13 protein-coding genes are annotated in these 14,003 nt (G+C 70.6%); 3 read left to right on the top strand and 10 right to left on the bottom strand.

Going from position 1 to position 14,003, the window contains the following annotated elements; translation table 11 throughout:
• Positions 1 to 2,238: a 1,4-alpha-glucan branching protein GlgB gene (glgB, locus tag ACFQRD_RS15735; RefSeq protein ID WP_377019792.1), complete on the top strand. Its 2,238-nt coding sequence runs from the start codon at positions 1 to 3 to the stop codon at positions 2,236 to 2,238.
• A gap of 23 nt (positions 2,239 to 2,261) precedes the next feature.
• Here glgB and ACFQRD_RS15730 read toward each other — a convergent pair whose 3' ends face one another.
• The 3 genes from ACFQRD_RS15730 to ACFQRD_RS15720 form a co-directional block, all read right to left on the bottom strand.
• Complete coding sequence (locus ACFQRD_RS15730) at positions 2,262 to 3,179, bottom strand: co-chaperone YbbN (RefSeq protein WP_377019791.1); 918 nt, start codon at positions 3,177 to 3,179, stop codon at positions 2,262 to 2,264.
• 73 nt (positions 3,180 to 3,252) lie between these two features.
• Positions 3,253 to 4,293 carry a hypothetical protein gene (locus tag ACFQRD_RS15725; protein ID WP_377019790.1) on the bottom strand — a complete coding sequence of 347 codons (1,041 nt, stop codon included), beginning with the start codon at positions 4,291 to 4,293 and terminating at the stop codon, positions 3,253 to 3,255.
• A gap of 35 nt (positions 4,294 to 4,328) precedes the next feature.
• On the bottom strand, positions 4,329 to 5,510 hold the full coding sequence (locus ACFQRD_RS15720) for a hypothetical protein (RefSeq protein ID WP_377019789.1): 1,182 nt from the start codon (positions 5,508 to 5,510) through the stop codon (positions 4,329 to 4,331).
• 189 nt (positions 5,511 to 5,699) lie between these two features.
• Here ACFQRD_RS15720 and nucS point away from each other — a divergent pair, with 189 nt between their 5' ends.
• Positions 5,700 to 6,407 carry an endonuclease NucS gene (nucS, locus tag ACFQRD_RS15715; RefSeq protein WP_377019788.1) on the top strand — a complete coding sequence of 236 codons (708 nt, stop codon included), beginning with the start codon at positions 5,700 to 5,702 and terminating at the stop codon, positions 6,405 to 6,407.
• 21 nt (positions 6,408 to 6,428) lie between these two features.
• Positions 6,429 to 7,631, top strand: coding sequence for an N-acetylglucosamine-6-phosphate deacetylase (locus ACFQRD_RS15710; RefSeq protein WP_377804747.1), 1,203 nt, complete (start codon positions 6,429 to 6,431; stop codon positions 7,629 to 7,631).
• Between the two features lie 39 nt (positions 7,632 to 7,670).
• On the opposite strand, the gene ACFQRD_RS15705 is transcribed toward ACFQRD_RS15710, so the two are convergent.
• The 7 genes from ACFQRD_RS15705 to ACFQRD_RS15675 form a co-directional block, all read right to left on the bottom strand.
• Entirely contained in the window at positions 7,671 to 8,123 is a 453-nt protein-coding gene (locus tag ACFQRD_RS15705; RefSeq protein ID WP_377019786.1) for a DUF2550 domain-containing protein, read from the bottom strand.
• An 18-nt stretch (positions 8,124 to 8,141) separates the two neighbouring features.
• Positions 8,142 to 8,414, bottom strand: a complete 273-nt coding sequence (locus ACFQRD_RS15700; RefSeq protein ID WP_377019785.1) for a F0F1 ATP synthase subunit epsilon — start codon at positions 8,412 to 8,414, stop codon at positions 8,142 to 8,144.
• A complete protein-coding gene (gene atpD, locus ACFQRD_RS15695) occupies positions 8,411 to 9,883 on the bottom strand; it encodes a F0F1 ATP synthase subunit beta (protein ID WP_377019784.1) in 1,473 nt (490 codons plus the stop codon). Before atpD ends, ACFQRD_RS15700 begins: the two co-directional genes overlap by 4 nt.
• Positions 9,884 to 9,930: 47 nt before the next feature.
• Positions 9,931 to 10,845 (bottom strand): F0F1 ATP synthase subunit gamma, encoded by a 915-nt coding sequence (locus ACFQRD_RS15690; protein ID WP_377019783.1) that lies wholly within the window; start codon positions 10,843 to 10,845, stop codon positions 9,931 to 9,933.
• Between the two features lie 72 nt (positions 10,846 to 10,917).
• Positions 10,918 to 12,543, bottom strand: coding sequence for a F0F1 ATP synthase subunit alpha (gene atpA, locus ACFQRD_RS15685; RefSeq protein ID WP_377019782.1), 1,626 nt, complete (start codon positions 12,541 to 12,543; stop codon positions 10,918 to 10,920).
• 85 nt (positions 12,544 to 12,628) lie between these two features.
• Complete coding sequence (locus ACFQRD_RS15680) at positions 12,629 to 13,444, bottom strand: F0F1 ATP synthase subunit delta (RefSeq protein WP_377019781.1); 816 nt, start codon at positions 13,442 to 13,444, stop codon at positions 12,629 to 12,631.
• A gap of 9 nt (positions 13,445 to 13,453) precedes the next feature.
• Positions 13,454 to 13,993, bottom strand: coding sequence for a F0F1 ATP synthase subunit B (locus ACFQRD_RS15675; RefSeq protein WP_377019780.1), 540 nt, complete (start codon positions 13,991 to 13,993; stop codon positions 13,454 to 13,456).
• Positions 13,994 to 14,003 lie beyond the last annotated feature (10 nt).

The following is a 14,003-nucleotide window of genomic DNA, read 5'->3' as shown; positions in this document are numbered from 1 at the left end:
ATGACCGGCCCGACAGACCCCGTCCCCTCACCGTCTCCCACCGCGCCGCATCCCCCCGCCCCGCAGGTGATGCCGCTGAGCGACCACGAGCGCGGCGCCACCGCGGCCGGCAGCTATCACGATCCCCATTCGGTGCTCGGGGCCCACGAGTACGACGGCGGCGTCACGGTGCGGACCCTGAAGCCCTTCGCACGGGCCGTGGAGGTGCTCCTGCCCGACGGCACCTCGGCCGCGATGGAGCACGAGTTCGAGGGCATCTGGGTGGCCTCGCTGCCGATGGCCGAGCTCCCCTCCTACCGGGTGCGCGTCACCTGGGCCGGCGGGGAATCCCCGGTCGAGTACGAGGAGCCGTACCGCTTCTGGCCGACGGTCGGCGAACTCGACCGGCACCTGATCGGAGAGGGCCGTCACGAGGAGCTGTGGCGGGCCCTGGGGGCGCACGTGCGCACGATCGACGAGGTCGCGGGGACCTCCTTCGCCGTCTGGGCGCCCAACGCCCGGGCCGTGCAGGTCGTCGGCGGCTTCAACGGCTGGGACGGACGCGGCCACGCCCTGCGCTCCCTGGGCTCCTCCGGGATCTGGGAGATCTTCGTGCCGGGGGTCGGCGTCGGCGAGACCTACAAGTTCCGCATCCTGGGGGCCGACGGGGTCTGGAAGGACAAGGCCGACCCGATGGCCCGACGGGCCGAGGTGCCTCCCGCGACCGGCTCCGTCGTCACCGACAGCGACTTCGAGTGGAGCGATGACGCCTGGCTCGCCGAGCGCGCCTCCCACGACCCGGTCTCCTCGCGGATGTCGATCTACGAGCTGCACCTGGGCAGCTGGAGGCCGGGCCTGGGCTACCGGGAGCTCGCCACCGAGCTCGTCGACTACGTCACCGAGCTCGGCTTCACCCACGTCGAGCTGATGCCGCTGGCCGAGCATCCCTTCGGCGGCTCCTGGGGATACCAGGTCACCGGCTACTACGCGCCCACCTCGCGCCTGGGATCGCCGGACGAGCTGCGCCACCTGATCGATACGCTGCATCGGGCCGGCATCGGGGTGATCGTGGACTGGGTCCCCGCCCACTTCCCCAAGGACGAATGGGCCCTGGCCCGCTTCGACGGCACCCCGCTGTACGAGCACGCCGATCCCCGCCGGGGGGAGCATCCCGACTGGGGCACCTACGTCTTCGACACCGGACGGCACGAGGTGCGCAACTTCCTGGTCTCCAACGCCTGCTACTGGCTCGAGGAGTTCCACGTGGACGGCCTGCGGGTCGACGCCGTCGCCTCCATGCTCTACCTCGACTACTCCCGCGAGGACGGCCAGTGGGTGCCGAACCAGTACGGGGGGCGCGAGGACCTGGAGTCCATCGCATTCCTGCAGGAGGCCACCGCCACAGCGTCCAAGCGTGCTCCCGGGATCGTGATGATCGCCGAGGAGTCCACGTCGTTCCCCGGAGTCACCGCCTCCACGGACACCGGCGGCCTCGGCTTCGACTTCAAGTGGAACATGGGGTGGATGCACGACACCCTCGTCTACCTCGGCGAGGACCCCATAAACCGTCAGTACCATCACGGCGAGCTGACGTTCTCGATGGTCTACCAGTACTCCGAGAACTTCGTCCTGCCCATCAGCCACGACGAGGTGGTCCACGGCAAGGGTTCCCTGCTGCGCAAGGCACCGGGCGACGAGTGGCAGCAGGCGGCCTCGCTGCGCGCGTACCTGGCGCTGCAGTGGACCCACCCCGGCAAGCAGCTGCTGTTCATGGGCAGCGAGTTCGCCCAGGGCACCGAGTGGTCCGAGCAGGACGGCCTGCCGTGGTGGCTGCTGGAGTACCCGCTCCACCGTGGGGCCCAGCAGCTGGTCACCGACCTCAACGCGCTCCAGGCCGAGCTGTCCTCGCTGTACGAGCGCGACCAGGACCCGGGCGGCTTCGAGTGGCTGATCGGGGACGACGCCGGCCACAACACGATCGCGTTCGTGCGGCGCAACGACGCCGGCGAGCCGGTGGTGGTGGTCCTGAACTTCTCCCCCGAGCCGTGGCACCAGTACCGGGTGCCGCTGCCCGAGGGCGGGACGTGGCTCGAGCTGCTGAACACCGATGCGCCGGTCTACGGCGGCAGCGGGATCGGGAACCTCGGACGGGTCGACGCCGAGTCCCTGCCGGTCCACGGCCGCGAGCACTCGGTGCGCCTGGCCGTGCCGCCGCTGGGCGCCGTGATCCTGGCGCCGCAGCGGCTGCGGGAGACCTGAGAGCCGCCCCGAGGGGCCGGCCGTCAGAACAGCAGGTTCGCCAGGCGCTTGCGGGCGGGGGCGACGCGAGGATCGGCGGGGCCGGCCACCTCGAACAGCTCCAGCAGGCGGGCGCGCACGACGTCCTTGGTCTCCTGGTCGGCACTGCGGAGCTGATCGAGCAGCCGGCCGAACGCGTCGTCGACGTGGCCGCCGAGCATGTCGAGATCGGCGGCCAGCAGCTGCGCGTCCAGGTCTCCGGGGCGCTGGGCGGCGTCCTCGCGGACCTTGGTGGGCTCGGCATCCTGCGTGCGACGCATCAGCGAGACGGTGGCCAGTCCTGCCTTCGCCTCGGCATCGCCCGGTGAGTCACTGAGCTGCTTCTCGTAGGCCGCGACGGCCGCATCGAGGTCGCCCTTCTCGATCGCCTCGTACGCCTCCGCGATCAGCGGGGGCAGCGGCTCCTCCTGCGGCTCCTGGTCCTCGCCCTGGCCGGCGCCGCTGGTGTCCATGCCCTGCTGACGAGCGACCTCGAGCACCTGGGTGATGAGGTTGTCGATCTCCGCGTCCGGCAGGACCGCCTGGACGATCGGCTGGACCTGGCCGAGGATGAGCAGCATCAGGGTGGGCAGCTGCTCGACGCGCAGGGCGGCGGCGACCCGCTGCTGGGTATCCGCGTCGACGGTGGCCAGGCGGATCGCTCCGCCCTGGGCGTCGACGGCGCGCCGCAGGGAGCCCAGGAACTGTGCTCCGTTCGTGACCCGCGAACTGGTCACCAGCAGCAGGGTCGGGATCTGCTGCGAATCGGCGACCAGCTGCTCCAGGCCCTGCTCGGTCACGGCCACCTCGTGCTTCGCGGGAGTGCCGGCGGTCCCGGCCGCTCCCCCGCCGTTGCCGCCCTGGCCGGAGCCTGCCGGCTGCTTCAGGGCTGCGAGGTCGATGATTCCGTACGGATCGGTCACGGGAGTGCTCCTTCGACGTGGTCTGATGCAGACAGTCTAGGGAATCCGGCAGTCCAGGAAATCCGGCGGGATCTCACTCGCCCGTGACGCTCAAGGTGGTCCGGGTCCCACCGATCGGCTGGACCTGGGCGTCCGATCCCTCGGGCGGAACGTAGAGGGCGACGTGATTGCCGTACTCGCGGACGTACTGCTCGGTGAACTCCTGGGTGCCCGCCGCCGCCGTGAACCTGCTCTCGGGATAGTTCACGGTCGCGTCGTTCCTGACGGTCATCGTGCGCGTGGACCGCAGGGTCCCCATCACGATGGCGCCGCCGTCATCGGTGCGCAGCCCGGCGAACTCCGCGTCGTCGACCTCGTAGGTCTCGCGGATGGTCGCGGCCTCGTCCTTCTCCACTCCCTCGTTCAGCGCGGCCCGTTCGGCCTGGATCCCCTCGTGCAGATCGGTGAGGTAGGGATCGGTGGCGAGCCGGTCGTCGGGATCCGCCTTGTCACCATCGGTGAGGGTGGCGGCGTACAGGCTCAGGGCCTCGGCGGGGGTCATGATCAGACCGTCGGCGTCGGTCGTGACCGGTTCGGAGCCGACGCGCTGGTCGGCCACGCTGGGCATCTCGACGTCCACGTTCTGCTCCGCCCATCCCCAGGTCGTGTACGGGGACTTCGCATCGGCCTGCTGCAGGGCCATGAAGAACGGTGCGCCGTCCTCCGCGGAGTTCTCGACCATGGCGATCGCGATGCGGGGGAACTCCGTGGTCACGGCGGTCATCGGCACGATGATCGCCGGGGCGGGCACGGTGAGCTCCTCGGCCCACGCCTCGGCCTTCGCGATCAGCGCGTACGTGGCGCCGCGGAACTCCGCCGCGGAGCCGGAGACCCGCGGGGCGAGCTTCTCGGCGTCGCGGGCCTCGTCGGCCTCGGTCACCGCCGCGTTGATCTCCTCGACGAAGCGGCCGAACTGCTCAGCGGTCTGGGCCGGTGTGGGCTCGGCGAGCGAAGGACCCTCGGGCGGGGCGGGCGGCGCCTCGGGCTCGGAGCCGCATGCCGCGAGCACTCCCGAGGCGAGCAGGGACCCGGCACCGAGGAACAGGCCACGGCGGGCGATGGGTCGGCTCGTCATCCGTTCATCCTTCCAGGCGGATCGGCGCTGGGGGCTCATCGGCGCTCCTCGCTGCTCGGCCCGTTCTCGTCCAGCGTGTCCTCGTCGAGGCGCCGGACCGGCTCATCGCCGTCGTTCCCGGGGTCGCGATCCTGGAACAGGCGGACCGGGGCCGACTCGTCGTCCGATGCGAGCTTGTGGTCCGGGACGACGCCGAGGGTCTCGGTCTCCTCACCGGCGGCCGGCTCGTCGGAGCCGGAGCCGGCCGCGGGTCGCCCGCCGGGGATCACCACGGGGGCCGTGTCGGCTTCGTGCGGTCCCGGACGCGGCCGGGACGGTTCCGTCGGGGCGGGCTCCTCCGGGGCGCTGTCGGTGTCGGCGGGCGCAGTGTCGTTCTCGATGGGCGCCGTGTCGTTCTCGATAGGTGCAGTGTCGCCCTCGGCGGGCGCTGTGTCGCCGATCTCGTCCGGTGCGTCGTCGGCCGTGGCAGGCGCGGCGTCGGCGGGCGCGGCGTCATCGGCCGCGGACGGTGCGCGGTGCGCGCCGGCAGCCATGGCGCCGGTCGCACCGGCGGCGCCGGTGGCCTCCGCTTCGTCCTCCAGCTCATCCTCGCGACGGCGACCGCCGAGCGAGACGACGAGCAGCACGAGGCCGATCACCGCGATCGCGGCACCACCCGCGTAGGCGTAGGGAACCCATTCGTTCTCATCGTCGACCGGCCAGGTGATGGAGACGGACTGCGCACCGGGATCCGCGCCGTCGGTGACCACGAGGATCGCGCGGTAGACCTGCTTGTTCTCCCCCGTCTCCCCCTCGGCGAAGTCCTCGACCGGCATCGTGAACGGGCTCGGCGACGTCTCCACGCTGCGCCAGAGGTCCGAGCCGGTCGGGTCGCTCAGCTCGCCGGCCCCATCGGGGTTGATCTCCTGGGTGCTCAGCGTGGTCCAGTCGCTCGCCCCGGTGATGCGGGTGTAGCGGGTATCAGCCAGGTAGGCCTCGATGTCGCTGTTGGCCGCGGTGATCACGGAGACGTCGGAGGCCCCTTCGATGCTGACCTCGCCCTCCGTCCCGCCGACGTAGAGCACGCCCGGATCGATCACCACGGCCGGGCCCGGGTCCTCGAGCTCCACCGTGGCGGTGGTCTCGGTGGCCGGCGCCCACGTCGTCTCGCCGAGGCGGCCCAGCACCAGTCCGATCAGGCCGACCAGTACCAGGAGGACGGCGAGCAGGCGTTGCACGGTAGGAAGCTCCTTCGGGGCGGCCCGGCAGCGGGCCCAGGCGGGGGACCTGCCCACGATAGGGCCGGGACGCGCTCGGCGACAGCCCCACGTGAGCATCTGCACCTGCGTAAAGATCGCCTCATGGCCTGCTCATCCGCGCCCCATGGGAGCCCCCGGCCCACCCCATCGGTGCCGTACCCTGTCGGAGTGCGTCTCGTCGTTGCTCGTTGTTCCGTCGACTACACCGGTCGACTCACCGCCCATCTGCCCGCGGCTCCCCGGCTGCTGATCGTCAAGGCCGACGGCAGCGTCCTGATCCATTCCGATGGGGGCAGCTACAAACCGCTGAACTGGATGAGCCCGCCGTGCACCCTGCGCGTGAGCACGCGCGACCCGGAGGAGGCGGCCGGCGATCCCGAGGGCGAGTGGCTCGAGCAGTGGGACGTCGTCCACGACAAGTCCGGGGACCGGCTCCGGGTGCGCCTGCACGAGACCTTCCAGGACACCGCCCATGAGCTGGGTGTGGATCCGGGGCTGCAGAAGGACGGGATCGAGGCCCATCTCCAGGCTCTCCTGGCCCAGAACATCGAGACCCTGGGCACCGGATGGTCCCTGGTGCGGCGCGAGTACGGCACCGCCATCGGACCGGTCGACATCCTCGCCCGCGACGGCGACGGGACCTCCGTGGCGATCGAGATCAAGCGCCGCGGTGAGATCGACGGCGTCGAGCAGCTCACCCGGTATCTCGAGCTGCTCAACCGCGACCCGCTGCTCGCCCCGGTGCGCGGCATCTTCGCCGCCCAGGCCATCAAACCGCAGGCCCGCGTGCTCGCCGAGGACCGCGGCATCGACTGCGTGACGCTGGACTACGACGCCCTGCGCGGAATCGACGACGTCGACTCGCGGCTGTTCTGATCCCCCGACCGAGGAGACCGCATGAACGTTCCCGTCGACCTCGCCCTGAGCGGCACCGCTGTGCTCGAGCGCGGCGTCCTCCCCGGTGCGCTGGTGCTGATCGCCGGAGGCGACATCGTCTGGTCCGGGCCGGCCGCCCACGCCCCGGAGCACAGCGCCACCGAGACGCTCGAGCATCCCGGGCTCATCCTCCCGGGCCTGGTGGATCTGCACTGCCACGGCGGCGGCGGAGCCTCCTTCCCCGACGCCTCCGGACCTCGTGACATGCTCACCGCGGTCCGCGAGCACCGTCGCCACGGCACCACCTCGCTGGTGGCCTCGCTGGTGACCGCTCCGGCGGCGGTCCTGCGCGACCGGGTCCGCGACCTCGCAGGGCTCGCGGCCGACGGGGAGATCGCCGCGATCCATCTCGAGGGTCCGTTCATCTCCGCCGACCGCCGCGGCGCGCAGAACCCCGAGCACATCGTGGCCGGAGACCCGGATCTGGTGCGGGAGCTCGCCGAGATCGCCGGCGGCGCGCTGGCGACCATGACCGTGGCCCCCGAGGCGGAGGACGCCGATGCGGTCATCGAGGCCCTCGCCGAGGTCGGGACCGTGCCCTCGCTCGGGCACACCGACGGCTCCAGCGCTGCGATGACTCGCGCCGTGGCACTCTCCCGCGAGCAGCTGCGCCGTGAGCACGGCCGCTCACCGAGACCGACGGCCACCCACCTGTTCAACGGGATGCGCCCGATCCATCACCGTGACCCCGGCCCCGTGCTCGCGGCCCTGGACGCGGCGGCGCGCGGAGACCTGGTGGCAGAGCTGATCGCCGATGGCGTCCACCTCGATGCCCGCACCGTCGCGCACGTCTTCGCCGTCGCCGCGGAGGATGCCGTGGTGCTGGTGACCGACGCGATGGCCGCAGCGGGCATGCCCGACGGTCAGTACCGCCTCGGGGCCCTGGACGTCACCGTCGATGCCGGGGTGGCGACCCTGACCGGCGGCACGTCGATCGCCGGCGGCACCGCCCATCTGCTGGATGTGGTCCGTCTTGCGGTGACCGAGGCGGGCGTCGACCTGGCCCGCGCGGTGCACGCGGCCAGCGCGGTCCCGGCCGGTGTGCTGGGCATGCAGGACCGGATCGGCTCCCTCGAGCCCGGCCGACGGGCCGACGTGGTGCTGACCGACGCCGGGCTGCGACCGGTCACGGTGCTGCGCGGCGGCGTCCCGGTCGGCGACTGAGCGGGGCAGCGACTGAACGGGGCGGCGGCCCGTTCCCGGTCAGTCGGCGTCGCCGAGGACCAGGCCCGTCGGTGCGGCTTCGAGCCACGAGTTCAGGGCCGCCCCGGAGGTGAGGTCGACGATCGCGCGGATCTCCCGATCCCCGCGCATCGTGAACTCGACCAGATAGGTGTCGTGGCCGCCCTCGATCTGGGCCGGCAGCCGACGGCGGGAGACGTCCAGGACATCCGCCCGGCGAATGACGACCTCGGGACGAAGCCGCAGGGAGAAGGCGCGGAACCAGCGCAGACGGTCGGTGCCGAACCGCATCATGCCGTGCTGCCAGCCCTCACCGCCGACCAGCCCGCGACGCTGCAGGCTGCACTCGAAGGCGCCGCGCTGGCGGGACAGCGCCAGCTGGCGGCACACCAGTCCCACCGCCAGCACCACCACCGCCACGAGAATGAGCATCCCGGTCCCCAGGAGGAGGACCGGGATGCTCAGATCGATCATGGGCGGGGAGGGCTCCGGTCAGCGATCCGTGTCGCGGACCTCGGCGTCATCCACGCCGATGGTGACGACGTCGGCATCGACCGAGACGAACCCGCCGTGGACCGCACGCTCGGTGACGGAGCCGTCCTGGTCGATGATGCGCACGGCGCCGCGGTCGAGAATCGCGAGCGTGGGCTGCATCTGCGGCAGGATGCCCATGGAGCCGTCGACCGCGGGCACGACGACCTGCGCGGCCTGCCCCGACCAGACGGTGCGATCCGCGGTGACGAACGTGACCTCGAGGGAGCTCACTGACCGAGCTCCTTCTGGATCCGGTGATGGTTCTCGAGCACCATGTCGATGCCGCCGACGTTGTAGAACGCCTGCTCGGTGATGTGGTCGAACTCGCCGTCGCAGATGCCCTTGAAGCCCTCGATGGTGTCGCGCAGCGACACGTCCGAGCCCTCGACGCCGGTGAACTGCTTGGCGAGGTGGGTGTTCTGAGAGAGGAACTGCTGGATGCGGCGGGCGCGCGAGACGATCACCTTGTCCTCTTCGGAGAGCTCGTCCACGCCCAGCATCGCGATGATGTCCTGCAGCTCCTTGTTGCGCTGCAGGATCTGTCGCACGCGCACCGCGGTGTCGTAGTGCTCCTGACCCACGTACCGCGGGTCGAGGATGCGCGAGGTGGAGCTCAGGGGGTCGATCGCCGGGTACAGGCCGCGCGAGGCGATCTCACGGGAGAGCTCGGTGGTCGCATCCAGGTGGGCGAACGTGGTCGCCGGGGCCGGGTCGGTGTAGTCGTCGGCCGGCACGTAGATGGCCTGCATCGAGGTGATGGAGTGGCCGCGGGTCGAGGTGATCCGCTCCTGCAGCACGCCCATCTCGTCCGCCAGGTTGGGCTGGTAGCCCACCGCCGAGGGCATGCGGCCCAGCAGCGTGGAGACCTCCATGCCGGCCTGGGTGAAGCGGAAGATGTTGTCGATGAACAGCAGCACGTCCTGGCTCTGGACATCGCGGAAGTACTCCGCCATCGTCAGTGCGGACAGGGCGACGCGGAGGCGGGTGCCCGGCGGCTCGTCCATCTGGCCGAAGACCAGAGCGGTCTTGTCGATGACGCCCGACTCGGTCATCTCCTCGATCAGGTCCCAGCCCTCACGGGTGCGCTCGCCGACGCCGGCGAACACGGAGACGCCGTCGTGGTTGTTGGCCACGCGGTAGATCATCTCCTGGATCAGCACCGTCTTGCCCACACCGGCCCCGCCGAACAGGCCGATCTTGCCGCCCTGGACGTACGGGGTCAGCAGGTCGATCGACTTGATGCCGGTCTCGAACATCTGCGTCTTCGACTCGAGCTGGTCGAAGTTCGGGGCCTTGCGGTGGATGGGCCAGCGGTCCTGGACCTGGAGCTGGTCGGCAGGCTTGTTCAGCGGGTTGCCCACCACGTCGAACACGGTGCCGAGGGTCGCATCGCCCACCGGCACGGAGATCGCCGCGCCGGTGTCGAGGACAGCCTGGCCGCGGACGAGGCCGTCGGTGGGCTTCAGCGCGATCGCGCGGACCATGCCGTCGCCGAGGTGCTGCGCGGTCTCGAGCGTGAGCGTCGAGGCCTCCAGGCCGGAGCCCTCACCGGAGATCTCGATGGTCAGGGCGTTGTAGATGTCCGGGATGCTGCCCGGGGGGAACTCGATGTCGACGACGGCGCCGGTGACGCGGGCGACGCGCCCGGTGGCGCCCTGCGCCTCGGCGGCGGGGGCCTGGGTATCGGTAAGGGTGGTCATGTCCATTCTCTCCACTGGGTGCGACGCCGGCGCGGTGCTGCAGCGCCTCAGCGTTCGGTGCGGCCGGATCCCGAGAGCGCGTCGGCGCCGCCGACGATCTCGGTGATCTCCTGGGTGATCTCCGCCTGGCGAGCGGTGTTCGCCAGCCGGGTGAACTTGTCGATCTGGGTCTCGGCGTTGTCGGTGGCGGTCTTCATCGCCCGCTGGCGCGAGGCGTGCTCGGACGCCATCGACTGCAGCAGGATGTTGATGATCCGCGACTCGACGTAGCGCGGGATCAGCTCCGAGACGACGGTGTCGGCGTCCGGGGCGAAGTCGTACAGGGGGTACGTGGGCTTATGCTCCCCCGTCTCCGCCTCGACCAGCCCCATCGGCACCAGACGGATCTGAGCCGTCTTCTGGATGAAGCGGGTCTCGAACCGGGTGCCGACCACGTAGAGCTCATCGAGGTGCTCGGCCGGGTCGAGGGAGAGCAGATCGGCCGTGACCGTCTGGGCGATGTCGCGCCCCAGGTCCGGCAGCTCCTCCTCCTTGTACGGCGTCCACGAGCGGTGCGGCGGACGGTTGCGGAACCGGTAGTACGAATCGCCCTTGCGGCCGACGACGTACATCACCGGGTCCTTGCCCTGGTCCCGCAGGAGGTTCGCCAGCTGTTCCGCGGAACGGATCGCATTGGGCGAGTAGGCCCCGGCCATGCCACGGTCCGCGGTGATCAGCAGGATGCCGACGCGGCCGGTCTCCTGGCGCTCCGCCTGCAGGAAGGGGTGAGCGATCTCGTTCGAGTGCGTGGCGACCGAGCCGATGGCGCGGGTGATCGCCTCGGCGTACGGAGTGGTCGCCGTGACCCGGGCGTGGGCCTTGGCGATGCGCGAGGCCGCGATCATCTCCTGGGCCTTGAAGATCTTCTTCATGCCCTGGGCGGACCTGATCCGCTGCTTGTAGATCCTCTGCTGGGCTCCCATGTCTCTCCTCGTGCGGGGGTGGATGCGTCCTCGGCGGGCGGCCGCCGTCCTGCCGGACGGCGGCCTCACGCATCAGCCGCGGACGATCTGCTCCTGCTCGATCTGATCGGCGTCGAGCCGGCCGGTCTCGTCGGTGCGGCCGGCCTCCGCGCCCTTGCCGGCGAGGTAGTCCCGCTTGACGTCCTCGAGGATCTTCGTGAGCTCCTCCTCCGTCTCGGGAGCGAACTGACCCGTGCTGCGGATGTTCTCCAGCACGCTCCCGTTGTGACGCAGGTGCTCCAGGAGCTGGGCCTCGAAGTCGCGGACGTCCTCGACCTCGATCTCGTCGAACTTGCCGTTGGTGCCGGCCCAGATCGAGACCACCTGCTCCTCGACCGGGAACGGCGAGTACTGGGACTGCTTGAGCAGCTCCATCAGGCGCGCGCCGCGGTTCAGCTGCTGCTTGGAGGCCGCGTCCAGGTCCGAGGCGAACATCGCGAAGGACTCCAGGTCGCGGTACTGCGCCAGGGCGATCTTCAGCGTGCCGGAGACCTTGCGCAGGGCCTTGGTCTGGGCGGAGCCGCCGACGCGGGAGACCGAGACGCCGACGTCGACCGCCGGGCGCTGGTTCGCGTTGAACAGGTCCGACTGCAGGAAGCACTGACCGTCGGTGATCGAGATGACGTTGGTCGGGATGTACGCCGAGACGTCGTTGGCCTTGGTCTCGATGATCGGCAGGCCGGTCATCGAGCCACCGCCCATCTCGTCCGAGAGCTTCGCGCAGCGCTCGAGCAGACGGGAGTGGAGGTAGAAGACGTCACCGGGGTACGCCTCGCGGCCCGGCGGGCGGCGCAGCAGCAGCGAGACGGCGCGGTAGGCCTCCGCCTGCTTGGACAGGTCGTCGAAGACGATCAGGACGTGCTTGCCCTCGTACATCCAGTGCTGGCCGATGGCCGAGCCGGTGTAGGGGGCGATGTACTTGAAGCCCGCCGGGTCGGAGGCCGGGGCCGCCACGATGGTGGTGTACTCCATCGCGCCGTTCTCCTCGAGGGTCGAGCGCACCGAGGCGATGGTCGAACCCTTCTGGCCGACGGCGACGTAGATGCAGCGCACCTGCTTCTCGGGGTCACCCGAGGCCCAGTTGGCCTTCTGGTTCAGGATCGTGTCGATGCCGATCGCGGTCTTGCCGGTCTGGCGGTCGCCGATGATCAGCTGACGCTGGCCGCGGCCGATCGGGGTCATGGCGTCGATGGCCTTCAGCCCGGTCTGCAGGGGCTGCTTGACCTCCTTGCGCTGCATGACGCCGGGCGCCTGCAGCTCGAGGGCGCGACGGCCGACGGTCTCGATCTCGCCGAGCCCGTCGATCGGGTTGCCGACCGGGTCGACGACGCGGCCGAGGTAGCCGTCGCCCACCGGGACGGAGAGGACCTGGCCCGTGCGACGGACCTCCTGGCCCTCCTCGATGCCGGTGAACTCACCGAGGACGACGACGCCGACCTCGCGCAGTTCGAGGTTCAGCGCGAGTCCGAGCGTGCCGTCCTCGAAGCGGACCAGCTCGTTGGCCATGACGTCGGGGAGGCCTTCGACGCGGGCGATGCCGTCGGCGGCCTCGCTGACGCGGCCGATCTCCTCGCGCTCGGTGGCGCCTGCCTGATAAGTGGACACTGCGGTGTCCAGGGCGTTCCGGATCTCCTCCGGGCTGATCGTGAGCTCCGCCATCTGCTGCTTCGCTTCCTCTCGGTCTCCCCGTCGGACGGGGATGGTCTACAAGATGCTGGGGGACGCCGGGGCGTCGGGGCTTCAGTCAGGCCACCAGCGAAGCTCGGGCCCGCGAGAGCCGAGCCAGCACGGTGGCGTCGTAGAGGTCGTCGCCGACCTGGATCCGCAGACCGCCCACGACGTCGGGGTCGACCTGGAAGTTCATCTGCACCTCGCGGCCGTAGATCCCGGTCAGGACCGACGTGAGCCGGGCCTGCTGGGTCTCGCTCAGAGGCACGGCGCTGGCGACCGCGGCGAAGGCGCGGCGCCGGCGCTCGGAGGCGAAGCGGGCGAACTCCGCCACCCGCCGCGCCGGCTTCTGATCGGTGCGGCGACCCACGGCGCGACCCGCGAGCACGGCCGTGAGGTGGTGCGTGCGGCCGTCCAGCAACCGGCGCAGGACACGAGTGCGGTGCGAGGGATCCTCCCGGGCGTCGTCGAGGGCCCCGGTGAGCTCACCGCTGCCGTCGATGAGGAGCGAGACCTCGAACAGCTCTTCGTCGACCCGCTCGAGCACGCCCTCCGAGCGCGCCTGGTCGAGCAGGGCGGAGACTCCGAGCAGCTCGAGGGCGTCGAGGATGTCCTCCTGCTCGGACCAGCGCCGGCGCACGACCTCGAGGGTGACCTCGAGCGCCTGCGGGCTGATCTGGGCGGCGAACAGCGAACGCACCGAGGCCTCCTTGACCGCGGCGGGGCGGCCGGGGTCGGAGAGCAGTCGGACGAGCTGGTTGCTGGAGTCGATGGCGTCGGCCACCGAGAACAGCTCCTCGGCGATGGGCTCGAGCGGGCCGTCGACCGCCGCGAAGACGGTCTCGACCTGCTGGAGCACCTCACCGAATGAGGTGGAGGAGGTTCCTCGCATCACGGGTCCTTATCGGGTGGTGGACTGGCTCGACTCGAGGTCGTCCAGGAACCGGTCGATCACACGGCGGGAGCGCTCGTCGTCGGAGAGGGACTCCCCCACGATCTTGGAGGCCAGGTCACTGGCCAGCGAGCCGACCTCGCCGCGCAGCTCGGCCGAGGCCGAGAGGCGTTCGGCGCTGAGCTGCTGGCGGCCGGCTGCGAGGATGCGCTCCGACTCGGCCTCGGCCTGCGCCTTGGCCTCCTCGACGATGCGCGCACCGTCCTGGCGGGCCTTGTCGCGGATGCTCGCGGCCTCCTGACGGGCGGCGGCGAGCTCCTGCTCCTGCGTGGCCTTGAGGTCATCGACCTGTTGCTGGACCTCTTCGGCCTTCTTCAGCCCGCCCTCGATCTTCTCGGAGCGCTCATCGAGCACGGCGTTGAGGCGAGGCAGGATGAACTTCATGAAGACGACCGCGAAGATCAGGACGAAGATGAGCGTCCAGATGATCTCCGACGGCGCGGGGATGAGGAGGGCGGTGCCCTCGACTTCTCCTTCGGCGTAGGTCATAGGGGGTGCC

Source organism: Brachybacterium sp. GCM10030268 (assembly GCF_042666305.1).
In the GTDB taxonomy this organism is placed as follows: domain Bacteria; phylum Actinomycetota; class Actinomycetes; order Actinomycetales; family Dermabacteraceae; genus Brachybacterium.
Note: the sequence above shows the minus strand (reverse complement) of the source record. Positions and strands in the feature narration are given on the sequence as shown.

Bases quoted from the DNA above. Each gene is read 5' to 3' on its own strand.
- ACFQRD_RS15680 (WP_377019781.1), bottom strand. From the start codon at position 13,444: ATGCGAGGAACCTCCTCCACCTCATTCGGTGAGGTGCTCCAGCAGGTC.
- atpA (WP_377019782.1), bottom strand. From the start codon at position 12,543: ATGGCGGAGCTCACGATCAGCCCGGAGGAGATCCGGAACGCCCTGGAC.
- glgB (WP_377019792.1), top strand. From the start codon at position 1: ATGACCGGCCCGACAGACCCCGTCCCCTCACCGTCTCCCACCGCGCCG.
- ACFQRD_RS15675 (WP_377019780.1), bottom strand. From the start codon at position 13,993: ATGACCTACGCCGAAGGAGAAGTCGAGGGCACCGCCCTCCTCATCCCC.
- ACFQRD_RS15705 (WP_377019786.1), bottom strand. From the start codon at position 8,123: ATGATCGATCTGAGCATCCCGGTCCTCCTCCTGGGGACCGGGATGCTC.
- ACFQRD_RS15710 (WP_377804747.1), top strand. From the start codon at position 6,429: ATGAACGTTCCCGTCGACCTCGCCCTGAGCGGCACCGCTGTGCTCGAG.
- ACFQRD_RS15725 (WP_377019790.1), bottom strand. From the start codon at position 4,293: ATGACGAGCCGACCCATCGCCCGCCGTGGCCTGTTCCTCGGTGCCGGG.
- ACFQRD_RS15690 (WP_377019783.1), bottom strand. From the start codon at position 10,845: ATGGGAGCCCAGCAGAGGATCTACAAGCAGCGGATCAGGTCCGCCCAG.
- atpD (WP_377019784.1), bottom strand. From the start codon at position 9,883: ATGACCACCCTTACCGATACCCAGGCCCCCGCCGCCGAGGCGCAGGGC.